The organism is Sphingomonas sp. NIBR02145 (assembly GCF_027359115.1).
Classification (GTDB): domain Bacteria; phylum Pseudomonadota; class Alphaproteobacteria; order Sphingomonadales; family Sphingomonadaceae; genus Sphingomonas; species Sphingomonas kyeonggiensis_A.
Genome location: NZ_CP114791.1, coordinates 1,108,092 through 1,120,909, shown reverse-complemented (window position 1 = coordinate 1,120,909; position 12,818 = coordinate 1,108,092). Strand labels below are relative to the sequence as shown.

13 protein-coding genes are annotated in these 12,818 nt (G+C 66.6%); 7 read left to right on the top strand and 6 right to left on the bottom strand.

Features of this window, described 5'->3' with window-relative positions; genetic code table 11:
• Nucleotides 1-9: 9 nt before the first annotated feature.
• The 3 genes from O3305_RS05275 to O3305_RS05265 form a co-directional block, all read right to left on the bottom strand.
• The gene (locus tag O3305_RS05275; protein WP_269575450.1) at nucleotides 10-528 is read right to left on the bottom strand and encodes a hypothetical protein; all 519 of its coding nucleotides are present in this window, start codon (nucleotides 526-528) and stop codon (nucleotides 10-12) included.
• Between the two features lie 2 nt (nucleotides 529-530).
• Nucleotides 531-1,049, bottom strand: a complete 519-nt coding sequence (locus O3305_RS05270) for a hypothetical protein (RefSeq protein ID WP_269575449.1) — start codon at nucleotides 1,047-1,049, stop codon at nucleotides 531-533.
• Nucleotides 1,050-1,151: 102 nt separating this feature from the next.
• Complete coding sequence (locus O3305_RS05265) at nucleotides 1,152-2,951, bottom strand: cation:proton antiporter domain-containing protein (protein ID WP_269575448.1); 1,800 nt, start codon at nucleotides 2,949-2,951, stop codon at nucleotides 1,152-1,154.
• Nucleotides 2,952-3,226: 275 nt separating this feature from the next.
• On the opposite strand from O3305_RS05265, the gene O3305_RS05260 reads away from it, so the two are divergent.
• Both O3305_RS05260 and O3305_RS05255 read left to right on the top strand, forming a co-directional pair.
• A complete protein-coding gene (locus O3305_RS05260; protein ID WP_269575447.1) occupies nucleotides 3,227-5,821 on the top strand; it encodes a TonB-dependent receptor in 2,595 nt (864 codons plus the stop codon).
• The gene (locus O3305_RS05255; protein WP_269575446.1) at nucleotides 5,821-6,642 is read left to right on the top strand and encodes a hypothetical protein; all 822 of its coding nucleotides are present in this window, start codon (nucleotides 5,821-5,823) and stop codon (nucleotides 6,640-6,642) included. The genes O3305_RS05260 and O3305_RS05255 overlap by 1 nt, the downstream gene beginning before the upstream one ends.
• A gap of 189 nt (nucleotides 6,643-6,831) precedes the next feature.
• Here O3305_RS05255 and O3305_RS05250 read toward each other — a convergent pair whose 3' ends face one another.
• Nucleotides 6,832-8,052, bottom strand: a complete 1,221-nt coding sequence (locus O3305_RS05250; protein WP_269575445.1) for an NADP-dependent isocitrate dehydrogenase — start codon at nucleotides 8,050-8,052, stop codon at nucleotides 6,832-6,834.
• A gap of 81 nt (nucleotides 8,053-8,133) precedes the next feature.
• On the bottom strand, nucleotides 8,134-8,751 hold the full coding sequence (locus O3305_RS05245; RefSeq protein WP_184165816.1) for a class I SAM-dependent methyltransferase: 618 nt from the start codon (nucleotides 8,749-8,751) through the stop codon (nucleotides 8,134-8,136).
• A gap of 154 nt (nucleotides 8,752-8,905) precedes the next feature.
• Here O3305_RS05245 and O3305_RS05240 point away from each other — a divergent pair, with 154 nt between their 5' ends.
• The 3 genes from O3305_RS05240 to O3305_RS05230 all read left to right on the top strand — a co-directional run bounded on the left by O3305_RS05240 (nucleotide 8,906) and on the right by O3305_RS05230 (nucleotide 10,965).
• Nucleotides 8,906-9,286, top strand: a complete 381-nt coding sequence (locus O3305_RS05240) for a hypothetical protein (RefSeq protein WP_269575444.1) — start codon at nucleotides 8,906-8,908, stop codon at nucleotides 9,284-9,286.
• A gap of 108 nt (nucleotides 9,287-9,394) precedes the next feature.
• Complete coding sequence (locus tag O3305_RS05235; protein ID WP_184165822.1) at nucleotides 9,395-10,123, top strand: phosphatidylserine decarboxylase; 729 nt, start codon at nucleotides 9,395-9,397, stop codon at nucleotides 10,121-10,123.
• A 50-nt stretch (nucleotides 10,124-10,173) separates the two neighbouring features.
• Nucleotides 10,174-10,965, top strand: a complete 792-nt coding sequence (locus O3305_RS05230) for a CDP-alcohol phosphatidyltransferase family protein (RefSeq protein ID WP_269575443.1) — start codon at nucleotides 10,174-10,176, stop codon at nucleotides 10,963-10,965.
• Here O3305_RS05230 and O3305_RS05225 read toward each other — a convergent pair.
• Nucleotides 10,901-11,119, bottom strand: coding sequence for a hypothetical protein (locus O3305_RS05225; RefSeq protein WP_269575442.1), 219 nt, complete (start codon nucleotides 11,117-11,119; stop codon nucleotides 10,901-10,903). The two genes, O3305_RS05230 and O3305_RS05225, sit on opposite strands and share 65 nt — an antisense overlap.
• 221 nt (nucleotides 11,120-11,340) lie before the next feature.
• On the opposite strand from O3305_RS05225, the gene O3305_RS05220 reads away from it, so the two are divergent.
• Together O3305_RS05220 and rpsB are read left to right on the top strand one after the other, a co-directional pair.
• Nucleotides 11,341-11,808, top strand: a complete 468-nt coding sequence (locus O3305_RS05220; protein ID WP_269575441.1) for a hypothetical protein — start codon at nucleotides 11,341-11,343, stop codon at nucleotides 11,806-11,808.
• A 154-nt stretch (nucleotides 11,809-11,962) separates the two neighbouring features.
• A complete protein-coding gene (gene rpsB / locus O3305_RS05215) occupies nucleotides 11,963-12,760 on the top strand; it encodes a 30S ribosomal protein S2 (protein ID WP_269575440.1) in 798 nt (265 codons plus the stop codon).
• Nucleotides 12,761-12,818: the final 58 nt, after the last annotated feature.

The following is a 12,818-nucleotide window of genomic DNA, read 5'->3' as shown; positions in this document are numbered from 1 at the left end:
TTTTAGAGATCACATCCCCGGCGCCCAGCCGTCCTCGGGCGAGACCCAGAGCGCGCGCTGGGTCATGTCGCTGCGGACCAGGCCGTCGATCGTCACGTCCGAGATGATGCCTTCGCCGTCCGCCTTGTCGCGGTAGCAGCGCTTCCTGCCGGCGAGCGGCTGGAGCGCGAGCATCAGGCGTTGGCGGACCGAAGTCTCGACCGCGGTCGCGAGCGGGGCGCCGTCCTTGGTGAGCTTGCCCGAGCTGAAGTCGATCGGGCGGACGGTGGAGCAGGCGGCGCCGTCCTCGATCTGGCCCGACATATGATATTCGAGCAGGATCGTCGGTTCGGTGGAGACTACGCCGGTGACGGTCGCGTCGAAGGTCCCGTTCTCATGGACGGTGTAGCGGACCATGGTGGTGCAGGTGCGCTGCCGGGTATCCGGGCTGACGCAGCGGATCTTGCCGGTCCGGGCCGGGTCGAGCAGATCGGGGGCAGGCGCCGGCTGCGGCGCCGCGGTGGCGAGGAGGAGCAGAGTGGCGATCATCGTCAGTTCCCCAGCTTGTAGCCGTCCTTGTCGCTCACCCAGACGAACTTCTGGCTGAGATCGGGGCGCACCGCGCCATCGACGCTGAGCTCGTTGAGGAGCAGGCCGTTCTCGGCCGGCTTGATCGTGGTGCAGGTGTTCTTGCCGTCGAGCGGCGCGACTGCGGCGGTGAGCTGGCTCTTCACGGCGTTGGCGGTGGCGTCCTCGGCAGGCTTGCCGTTCATGTAGACGGTGCCGGCCTGGAAATCGGCCAGCTTGATCGTCTCGCAGAGCTGGCCGTCGCTGACCGTGCCCCGGGTGCGGATCTCCATGGTGATCAGCGGCGTGGGCGCGAGGAACAGCCGCGTGGTCGCCTCATAGCTGTTTCCGCTGATCTTGTAGCTCGTCGTGCCGACGCAGGTCTTCTTCGCCTGATCCGGCACGACGCACTGCGTCTTGCCCGCCCGGGCGGGAGCGACCGGATCGTCGGCCTGCCCTCCGGCGGCAGCGGCGGCGAGGAGAAGCAGGCTGGTCAACATCATCGAAACTCCCGAACAGGATGTAGCCCATGAGATGCGCCGGGGCCGCGCGGCGGGCAAGCGGAGTCTGTCCGGAAATGCGCATTTCGAGACGGTGCCCGCCGATCAGGCCGGCGCGTCGGCGTCCTCGTCGGCCCCGTTCCGATCGAGCTTCACGCGGCGGAAGCGCGGTTCGCGATCGAGCCCGGCGACGTCCTTTATCTTCTTGCGCATCTCGTCGCGCTTCTCATGGATCGAGGCGATCACCGGGCCGACGGCCATGCCGAGATCGACCAGTACCACTTCGGAGAGCTGGAGCGAGCTTTCGAGCGCCTCGGGCACCGCTTCGCTGGCGCCGGCGCGGTAGAGCTCGGCGGCGTGCGCGGTGTCGCGGGCGCGGGCGATGATCGGCAGGCCAGGCACCCAGCCGCGCACCCGGCGGGTGAGGCGGACGGTGAGGACGGGATCGTCCATCGTCAGCACCAGCGCCTTGGCATGGCCGAGGTTGAGCTTGTCGACCAGCTCCGAGCGGGTGACGTCGCCGAACAGGACGTTGTAGCCGCCGCGGCGGGCGGCGTTGACGTTGTCGATGTCGGCGTCGACGCCGATATAGGGCAGGCCGTGGCGGCGCAGCATGTCCGCCACCGTGCGGCCGACGCGGCCGAAGCCGATAACCACCGTGCCGGCCTGGACATGGGCGAGGTCGGCGTCCGGCGCCTCTTCGCCCTTGGTGCGCTCGATCAGCTGGGCGATCATCCGCCCGGCCTTGGCGAGCACCGGGGTGGCGGTGAGGCCGATCGCGGTGACGGTGGTCCAGAAGGCGCCGGTGCTCGGGCTGATCAGCCCTGCCGCGCCGGCGACGCCGAGCACGATCAGCGTGGTCTCGGACGGGCTGGCCATCAGCACGCCGGCCTCGGTCGCGGTGCCGGTGCGCGCGCCGGAAAGCTTGAGCAGGCCGGTGGTGACCGCGGCCTTGACCAGCATCACGACCAGCGAGGCGCCGAGCAGGGGCGCCCAGTTGTGGACGATGAAGCTGAGGTCGAGCCGCATGCCGACGGTGATCAGGAACACACCGAGGGCGAGACCCTTGAACGGTGCGGTGATCGCTTCGACTTCGCCGTGATATTCGGTCTCGGCGATGAGCAGGCCGGCGATCAGCGCGCCGACGATCGGCGAGAGGCCGGCCGCGCTGGTCGCGAGGCTGGCGGCGATGACGACGAGCAGGCTGGCGGCGAGGAAGAGCTCGGGGCTCTTGGTGCGCGCGGCCTGGGCGAACATGCGGGGCAGGAGGATGCGGCCGCCGACGAACAGGATCGCGACGGTGACGATGCCGAATCCGAGCGTCTGGCCGAGCTTGATCCAGCCGTCCTCGCCGCCGGCCGCCGGGGCCAGCGCGCCGAGCAGGAAGATGATCGGGACGAGCGCGAGGTCCTCGAACAGCAGCATGGCGAAGGCCGAGCGGCCGACCGCGCTGGTGGTGCCGGCGATCGGCAGCACGATCGCGGTGGAGGAGAGCGCGAGCGCCAGGCCGAGGCCGATCGCCCCGCCCGTGCTGAGGCCGGTGAGGTAGAGCACGGCGGCGAGGATCAGGCCGGCGCCGAGCAGCTCCGCCGCGCCGACGCCGAACACCAGGGTGCGCATCGACCAGAGGCGCTTGAACGACAGCTCGAGGCCGATCGAGAACAGCAGCAGGATGATACCGAACTCGGCGAACGGCTCGATCGAATGCGCGTCCGAGATGGTGATGTGGTAGAGCCAGGGGTAGCGGGGCACGAGGCTGCCGAGGCCGAACGGGCCGACCAGCGCGCCGACCAGGATGAAGCCGATCACCGGGCTTATCCGGAAGCGCGCGAAGGCGGGGATCACCAGCCCGGCGGCACCGAGGATGACGAGCGCGTCGGAAAGGCCGCTATTGCCGAGGTTCACGCGCGAAACCTTGCGATGCGTGCCATTGCGAAGTTCAAGCCCTGTCCCCCTTTTCGAAACCGATATGTGCCCGGAACTCTTTTCCGGTCCCGCGCCGCCATGCGCAATGGGCAATGTCACCCGCGCATAAACTATTGCTGCGTCGCGGAACTGTCGTGTTTCCGCAACGCCATCGTCATCGCCGTCCCCGATGGGCGCGGCGGGGGCATGCTGCGACTGCGAAGCCCCCGCTGCGCGCGCCGCCTGGCGCCTGCCAAGGATTGGGGATCGACAAAATGCATACGGTACGCACGCTGGGAATGCTCGGCATTTCGCTGCTTTCCTTCACCATCGCCAACGCGGCGCACGCGCAGAGCGCGGTGAGCGAGGGAAGTGACGGGGAAGAGATCGTCGTCACCGGCCAGCGCGCCAGCCAGAAGCGCGCGATCGAGGCCAAGCGCGACGCGATCGGCATCCTCGACGTCGCCGCCGCCGACGAGATGGGCCGCCTGCCGGACCGCAACGTCTCCGAAGTCGTCGAGCACCTTCCGGCGGTGGGCGTCACCTATGACCAGGGCGAGGGCCGCTATGTCGCCATTCGCGGCGTGCCGTCGAACCTGAACGGCTACACGCTGAACGGCATGGAGATCGGCAACCCCGACGGCACCACCCGTTCGCTGCCACTCGACATCGTCTCGGGCCAGCTGCTCAACCGGGTCGAGGTCGCCAAGGTCAAGACCGCCGACATGGACGGCCAGGGCATCGGCGGCGCGATCAACCTGGTCTCGCAGACCGCGTTCGACTTCAAAGAGGCCTTCGCCTTCTCGGCCAGCGCCAAGGCCGGCTATCAGGAGCTGAACAAGAAGGTGCCGGTGCAGGGCGACGCCAGCCTCGCGGCGCGCTTCGGCGCCGACGAGCAGTTCGGCCTGGTGCTGGGCGTCAGCTATTCCTATCGCGACTTCAACAGCGAAGGCTTCTACCCGGACAACTGGAAGCCCGATGCGCGGTTCGCGCGCGGCGGCACGCCCGACAACATCAAGTACACCGAATATTCGCTGGCCCGCCGCCGCCTGGGTGGCACCGGATCGTTCGACTGGCATCCCAGCGATCGCCAGACCTTCTATGTCCGCGGCTTATATTCGAAGTTCACCGAGGACGAGATCCGTCCGCGCTACCGACTGGACTTCACGACCACGGCCTTCACCGTCAATCCCGACGGCCTGACCGGCTTCACCAACGGCGTGGCGAGCAGCGCCACCGGCACGCCCGGTTCGGGTCCGGAGCGCCGCGAGGACCTCCGCCTCGACTACAAGGCCAAGTGGCTGGCCAGCGGCATGGTCGGCGGCACGACCGATTTCGGCGGCTTCAAGCTGGCTTATGAGGGCGGCTACAGCCGCAATCAGACGCTCGACCAGTTCCCGATCTGGCAGTTCCGCTGCAACCCGGGCCGCGTCACCTTCGACTTCAGCGAGCCGCTGTACGTGGCAAAGCCCGATGCCGAGTGCACCGCGAACCAGCTGCAGTTCCGCCAGTATCAATATTCGCACCAGCTCAACGACGAGACGATCTGGCAGGGCAAGGTCGACGGCACGATCGATGTGCGCGACATCGGCTTCATCAAGTTCGGCGCGAAGTACCGCAATACCGACCGCAAGTTCGACCAGGACACCCCGACCTGGGTGCGTGCTTCGGCAACGGCGAACCGCTGGACGCTGGGCCAGTACAGCCTGGGCGGTGCGGCGGTGTGCGTATATCCCGACAACACCGGCCGCTGCTTCAGCAACGGCCCGACCTTCAACATCCCGGCGCTGCAGGCGTTCACGGCCCAGCATCTGGGCGACGCGCTGATGCCGCTCGACGCCGCGACCACGCTCGCCAACAACAGCCTGTCCGACTTCCGCCTGAAGGAAAAGGTGTGGGCCGGCTATGTGATGGCCAATCTGACGTTCGGCGCGGTCACCGTGACGCCGGGCGTGCGCTACGAGCGCACCAGCCTGGACGATCGCGGCAATGCGCTGCGTGGCGGCACCGCGATCGTGCCGGTGACGGTCAGCAACAGCTATGACGACTTCCTGCCGTCGCTGATCGTCAAGATCGCGCCGTCGGACCAGGTGATCGTCCGCCTGGCCTATTCGCGCAGCCTTGGCCGGCCGGAATATTCGAGCCTCAACCCCGGCGGGTCGATCAGTGCGCTCGGCACCGACAACAGCGCCTCGTTCGGCAATCCGGACCTGAAGCCCTATCGCGCAGACAATCTCGACGCGACGGCCGAGTGGTATTTCGCGCCGGGCGGCCTGTTCAGCGTCGGCGCCTTCGCCAAGTTCATCAAGAACCCGATCTTCAGCAAGGCCACGGCGCTGACCAACGCGACGATCCTGGGCGTGACCTATCCCACGATCAGTGTGAGCCAGCCGTTCAACGCCGATCGCGGCGACATCATCGGCATCGAGGCGCAGTACCAGCAGCAGTTCACCTTCCTGCCGGGCCTGTTGTCGGGCCTGGGCGTGCAGCTGACCGGCACGCTGACCGACTCCAACCTGAAGCTGCCCAACGGCCGCACCTCGACCTTTCCGAGCCAGTCGCGCTACCTCTACGGCGCCGAGCTGTTCTATCAGCGCGGGCCGGTGGAAGCGTCGATCGCCTATCACAATACCGGCCATGCGCTGCTCGCCGTCGGCGATCCCAGCTACAACGACCAGTATAATGACGATCTGCGCCGCCTGGATGCCAAGGCCAGCGTCGCGATCCTGAAGGGCGTGCGCATCTTCGCCGAGGCGCAGAACCTGACCGACGAGCCGACCCGCCAGTATCAGGGTGGCAACACCAACTGGATCATCCAGAACGAGCGCTATGGGCGGACGTTCTACATGGGCGTGTCGGCGAAGTTCTGATGCTGATCGCCTCGATCCTGCTCCTGGCCGCCGCACCCGGCGGCCAGGACGCATCGCCGCCGGCGCGCGAAGCCCCCATGCTCGCGTCGGCCGAAGTCACCGCGCGCTGGGATGCCGAGGAAGCCAAGCAGGGCGTCGTCGCCGATGCGCGGCATTTCTACGCGATCAGCAACAACCTGATCGGCAAGTACGACAAGAAGACGGGCAAGCGCATCGCCCGCTGGGAGGGCGACAAGCGGCTCTACCCGCACATGAACTCCTGCGTCGTCGATGGTGTGATGCTGGTATGCGCCGCGTCCAACTATCCCGCCGTGCCGATGGCGAGCGCGGTCGAGTTCTTCGACACCCGCACGATGCGGCATGTGAGGAGCGTTGCGCTGGCACCGTTCCCCGGCTCGCTCACCTGGATCGAGCGCAAGGGCGACAAATGGTGGGCGATGTTCGCCAACTATCCGGCCGATCACGGCGGCGAGGGCGGGCGCGACCATCGCTGGACGGTGCTGATGGAGCTGGATGCGCGGTTCCAGCCGCTCCGCTCCTGGCATTTCCCGCCCGAGCTGCTCGCCCGCTTCGCACCGATGAGCAGCTCGGGCGGTTCCTGGGGCAAGGACGGGCTGCTCTATGTGACCGGGCATGATCGCCCGGAGCTCTACGCGGTCAAGCTGCCCGAGGCGGGCACCTTGCTCGAATGGGTGGCGACGGTGCCGATCCCGACCAATGGCCAGGCGGTGACCTGGGATCCGGTGCAGCCGCGCACGCTCTGGTCGATCGAGCGCAAGGCCCGGCAGGTGGTGGCGAGCCGGGTGCCGGTGGTGCGCTGAGCTTTCCGTTCCCCGGCGAAGGCCGGCGCCCAGGGTAACAGAGCGAGACGGCAGAGAAACCCTGGGCCCCGGCCTTCGCCGGGGAGCGGTAGGGCTCTGGGAGGCAACGCTTGGGCACCATCTCTGGCAGGCAAAAGAAAAGGGGGAGCGTTGCCGCTCCCCCTTCGCATTTCCGATGATGCCGAAGGCTTATGCCCAGGCGGCCATCTTGGCTTCGAGGTTCTCGCGGATCGCCTCGAAGAACTGCTCGGTGGTCATCCAGGGCTGGTCCGGACCGATCAGGATCGCGAGATCCTTGGTCATCTTGCCGCTCTCGACGGTCTCGATGCAGACCTGCTCGAGGGTCTCGGCGAACTTGGTGACGTCCGGGGTGTTGTCGAACTTGCCGCGGAACGACAGGCCCTGGGTCCAGGCGAAGATCGACGCGATCGGGTTGGTCGAGGTCGCCTTGCCCTGCTGGTGCATACGGTAGTGACGGGTGACGGTGCCGTGGGCGGCTTCCGCCTCGATCGTCTTGCCGTCCGGCGACATCAGGACCGAGGTCATCAGGCCGAGCGAACCGAAGCCCTGGGCGACGGTGTCCGACTGGACGTCGCCGTCATAGTTCTTGCAGGCCCAGACGAACTTGCCCGACCACTTGAGCGCCGAGGCGACCATGTCGTCGATCAGGCGGTGCTCGTAGACGATGCCCGCGGCCTTGAACTTGTCGGCGAACTCGGCGTCGAAGGTCTCCTGGAACAGGTCCTTGAAGCGGCCGTCATAGGCCTTGAGGATCGTGTTCTTGGTCGAGAGATACAGCGGCCAGCCGCGGTCGAGCGCATAGTTCATGCTCGCCTTGGCGAAGTCGCGGATCGACTCGTCGAGGTTGTACATGCCCATGGCAACGCCGGCGCTCGGGAAGTCGAACACTTCATATTCGAGCTCGTCGCCATTGGTGCCGACCCACTTCATCGTGAGCTTGCCGGCGCCGGGGACCTTGAAATCGGTCGCGCGATACTGGTCGCCGAACGCGTGGCGGCCGACGACGATCGGGTCGGTCCAGCCCGGAACCAGCCGGGGAACGTTCTTGATCACGATCGGCTCGCGGAACACGACGCCGCCCAGGATGTTGCGGATCGTGCCGTTCGGCGACTTCCACATCTTCTTGAGGCCGAATTCCTCGACGCGGGCTTCGTCCGGGGTGATCGTGGCGCACTTCACGCCGACGCCGTACTGCTGGATCGCCTTGGCGGAATCGATCGTGACCTGGTCGTCGGTCGCGTCGCGATTCTCGACCGAGAGGTCGTAATATTTCAGGTCGATGTCGAGATAGGGCTTGATCAGGCGCTCACGGATCCATTCCCAGATGATCCGCGTCATTTCGTCGCCGTCGATCTCCACGACGGGCGTTGCAACCTTGATCTTCGCCATTGCTCGCTGTTCCTTTTAAGGGGTTTGGCGAGCGTCTAGGAGGATGGGGCGGGGGGATCAAGCCCGCCCCGGCAACCGGTATCAGTCGTTCCAGGCCCACCACAGCTGCGCGGGCGGAATATTGATCCACTCCATCGCATGATCGATGTGCGACCAATGCGGGGTGAGGAAGTTCTTCACGCGCGGGTTGTACTGGTAGACCAGGAATGCGCCGCCCTTGCGGATCACCTCGCGGGTCGCCTTGGCGATCGCGTCGCCCACGCCCGGGGGCAGGGTCGAGAAGGGCAGGCCCGAGGCGATATAGTCGGCATGCTCGAAGCCATGCTCGGCGATGATCTGCTTCACGTCGGCGGCCGAGCCCTGGACCGCGATCAGGCGCGGATCGGGGATGCTCTGCTTCAGGTAGCGGATGAAATCGGGATTGGTGTCGATCACGATCAGCTTGCCGTCGGCCGACAGCTTGTCGAGGATCGGGCGGGTGAAGGTGCCGACGCCGGGGCCGTACTCGACGAAGAGCTTGGTGTTCTCCCAGTCCACGGGCGCGAGCATCTTGTTGATCGTGAAGCGCGACGAGGGCGCGACCGCGCCGACCATCACCGGGCGCTTCAGGAAACCGCGGAAGAACATGCCCCAGGGCGACGGCGTGCCGGCAGGGCGGCGGTTACGCGTACGGGCCTTCGCGGCGGTGGAAGCGGGCATGGGCGACCTTATTACAATTTCAGGACAGTCGCCCGCATTTGGGCAATTCGAGCGAACATGCAAGCGCAGCGACTGCATTTCACCGCATCCGCAGGCGTTCAGCTGTGGGCAAGTCCCGGTTCGGCACGATGGAGGCGTAACGAAGGAGGGTGGCGTGATCGGATCGGCGATGATGTTGTGGCTGGCCGGGCAGAGCGTCGCCGCGCCCGAGCTGATCAGCAGCGCGGACAGGTTCGCACCCATCGGCGACGCCGCGCTGGTGGCGCTGGCGAAGACGCCGTTCGATCCGAAGAGCGATCGGCGCAAATGGGTGCTGGCCGTGGGCCTGCACCGGGGCGTGCAGGTGGTGGCGAGCTATGTCTGCTCGGACGTCTGCCCCGACTATACGAAGCGAATCATCCGCTACAACCTGCGCGCCGGGCCGGGCTGCGAGGCTGCGGGCGGCGTCTCCAAGGCGCTTGCCGTGCCAATGGGGATCGGCGTGGGGCAGCGGCTCTACTGCCTGCCGGCAGTGATCGCGGCGCTCCAGGACTAGTCGGGCTTGCCGCATCGATACGCGGCATATTTTCCGGGAAATAGGCGACGGGATGCGCGTTTTGTCAGGTGCGTTGTGTTCGCTGCAACAGGGAGCTAGAGCCTGCCGATGGCATCCATGGACAAGCCCCCGCTCGGCACTCCCACGATCAAGTGGCGTTTTCCCGACATCCACCCCGAGGGCCGCAAATATGTGGCGATCGCGGCGGCGATCGCGCTGCTCAGCCTCTTCGTGTTCGATTTCATCACCTGGCCCCTGGTGTTCCTCACCTTCGGCGTCGCGGCATTCTTCCGCGATCCGATCCGGGTGACGCCGCAGGCCGAGGGCGTGCTGGTCGCGCCGGCGGACGGCCTCATCACGATGATCCAGCGGGTGGAACTGCCGCCCGAGCTCAAGGGCGCGCAGGCGCTGGGCGAGGCGCCGATGGTGCGCGTGTCGATCTTCATGAGCGTGTTCGACGTCCATGTGAACCGCACGCCGATCACCGGCACGATCCGCCACGTCATCTATATCTCGGGCCGTTTCCTCAACGCCGACCTCGACAAGGCGAGCGAGGAGAATGAGCGCCAGCACTTCATCGTCGAGGACAAGAACGGGCTGCGCATCGGCTTCACCCAGATCGCCGGCCTGGTCGCGCGGCGCATCGTCAGCTTCACCAAGCCGGGCGACATGGTCGTGGCCGGCCAGCGTGTCGGCCTGATCCGCTTCGGCAGCCGCGTCGACGTGTTCCTGCCCGAGGATTATGTGGCGCAGGTCACGCTCGGCCAGCGCACCATCGCCGGCGAGACGATCATCGCGAAGAAGGGCGGCGCGGCCGTCACCGGCATCTCGCAGTGAGTGACCGGCGCGGCGACACACGGTTCCCGCGCACGCTCCGGCCCCGTCGCATGCGGCGGATGCGGCCGGTGCGGGGCATCCCGCTGCGCGCCATCGCGCCCAATACCGTCACTGCGCTGGCGCTCTGCTCGGGCCTGACCGCGATCCGCTTCGCCATCGACGGCAAGTGGGAGCTGGCGGTGCTGATGGTCCTCATCGCCGGCCTGCTTGACGGGATCGACGGCAAGATCGCCCGGATGGTGCGCGGCGAGAGCCGGTTCGGTGCCGAGCTGGACAGCCTGTCCGACGCGATCTCGTTCGGCGTCGCGCCGGCGCTGATCCTGTATCTGTGGTCGCTGCAGACGCTGGGCCGGTTCGGCTGGATGATCGCGCTGATCCACGCGCTGTTCTGCGCGCTGCGTCTCGCTCGCTTCAACGCGCAGATCGACGCAGAGGAACAGCCGCACAAGTCCGCCGGTTTCCTGACCGGCGTGCCGGCGCCGGCTGCCGCGGTGCTGACGCTGCTGCCGCTCTATCTCTGGCTGTTCACCGACGAGCCGCATCTGCGGATGCCGGTGGTGGTGGCGCCCTGGACGGCGTTCATCGCGGTGCTGATGATCTCGAGCGTGGCGACCTTCGCGCCGCATGTCCGGCTCAAGCAGCGCATCCGCTTCGAGGCGATCGCCGTGCTGGTGGTACTGGTCGCGGCCCTGGTCGCAGCGCCCTGGCCGACGCTGGCGGGGATCGCGATCCTCTATCTGGTCTCGATCCCGTTCAGCATGTGGAGCTATCGCCGGATCAAGCAGCTTCGCGCAGCGGGAACGCCGCGGGGCGGCGCACCGGAGTCGCATAGCGGACAGTGACGCGGCTCGGCACCAGCTCGGGCAGCGGCTGGACGAGATTGCCGCCGATCAGCTCGCGCATGCGGGGAAGCGCGGCGACGATCGAGGAGACGATCGTCCAGCCGGCAACGGCGAAGGCGGCGGCGAACAGCAGAACGATAAGCAATGCAGTCATCACTTGGCTCCCAAAACGCGCCGAACTTGGCGAGAACCCTGCGATTCCAACCTTTTGGCGCCCGCTGACGTTCCCTGTCCGCGTTGTGAACTCGTTATGTTCCGTTAACGTTCCATTGTCAAGCGCATGTTCTTCGCTTGTTCCAATGCCGCGAAAGCGCGTGCTTGCCAGCATGTCCGGCTTGCCGATAGCATCGTGGGAATAAGGGGGAGGGACATTGCATGCGACTGAAGATCCTGGCCGCGATGGCGGCTGTGACGACGCTATATGCCGATGCCGCCGCGGCGCAGGCGATCAACCTCCAAAGCTGTCCGGCGACGAAGCTCGAGGCGAGTTCGCTGATCTCGAAGCTCAAGCAGAATGGCGAGGCGCCGGGCGGCACGCTTTCCTTCGATACCGGCAATCTGCGCTTCCAGGGCGATCCGGTGCAGGGCCTGTACACCAACCGGGATACGGGCTGGCTCCATATCCGCCTGCCGCGCGGACCGTCCGCCTATGCGGCGGTGGTACGGGCGGCGCATGCGGCCGACGCCGCGCGGGTCAATTGCGACGAACCTGACAAGGGCTGCTATATCCGCATGAACGACAAGCGTGCCTGGGGGCTCTACAGCCTCGACTTCTCGACCTTCGAGGGGCGGTTCGTGAAGGAAGGCGAGCCGGACGGGCGCTACCTGATCTGCTTCTATTGATCTGATTCACTCCTATATGAACAGCCTGGTTGCGTTCCTGCGCGCTTTCGCGTAGGGGCGCCGCCTCAACCCCGCATGGGAAGCATCATAACCCGGTGCCGAACGCCGTTCGGTCACTCGCTTCCCAGAGGAACAACCGGAAGGAGTTATCCCTATGGCGGCACCTGTCGTCTCTCTGCAGCAGCTGCTCGAATCGGGCGCGCACTTCGGTCACCAGACCCACCGCTGGAACCCGAAGATGAAGCCCTACATCTTCGGCGAGCGCAACGGCGTTCACATCATCGACCTCTCGCAGACCGTGCCGCTCTTCGCGCGCGCGCTTGAGTTCGTGAACTCGACCGTCGCCGCCGGCGGCAAGGTGCTGTTCGTCGGTACCAAGCGCCAGGCCCAGGAGCCGATCGCCGAGGCAGCTCGCCGCGCCGGCCAGCACTTCGTCAACCACCGCTGGCTGGGCGGCATGCTCACCAACTGGAAGACGATCTCGCAGTCGATCAAGCGCCTCAAGACGCTCGAAGAGCAGCTCGGTGGCGACACGCACGGCCTGACCAAGAAGGAAGTGCTGCAGCTCACCCGTGAGCGCGACAAGCTCGAGCTCTCGCTCGGCGGCATCCGCGACATGGGCGGCCTGCCCGACGTGATGTTCGTGATCGACGCGAACAAGGAAGAGCTGGCGATCAAGGAAGCCAACACGCTCGGCATCCCCGTCGTCGCGATCCTCGACTCGAACGTGAGCCCGGACGGCATCGCCTTCCCGGTTCCGGCGAACGACGACGCCTCGCGCGCCATCCGCCTGTACTGCGAAGCGATCGCCATCGCGGCGACCCGCGGCAACCAGGACCGCCAGGCGAGCTTCGGCGTCGACCTGGGCGCCCAGGAAGTCGCTCCGGTCGAGCCGGCGCTGACCGAGGCCGCCGAGCAGGCAGTCGAGGGCGAGCGTCAGATCGACGCGTAAGCTTGTAACTGATTGTCTCCGAACTGACATAGGCGCGCATTAGGCGCCCGGTCAGTTC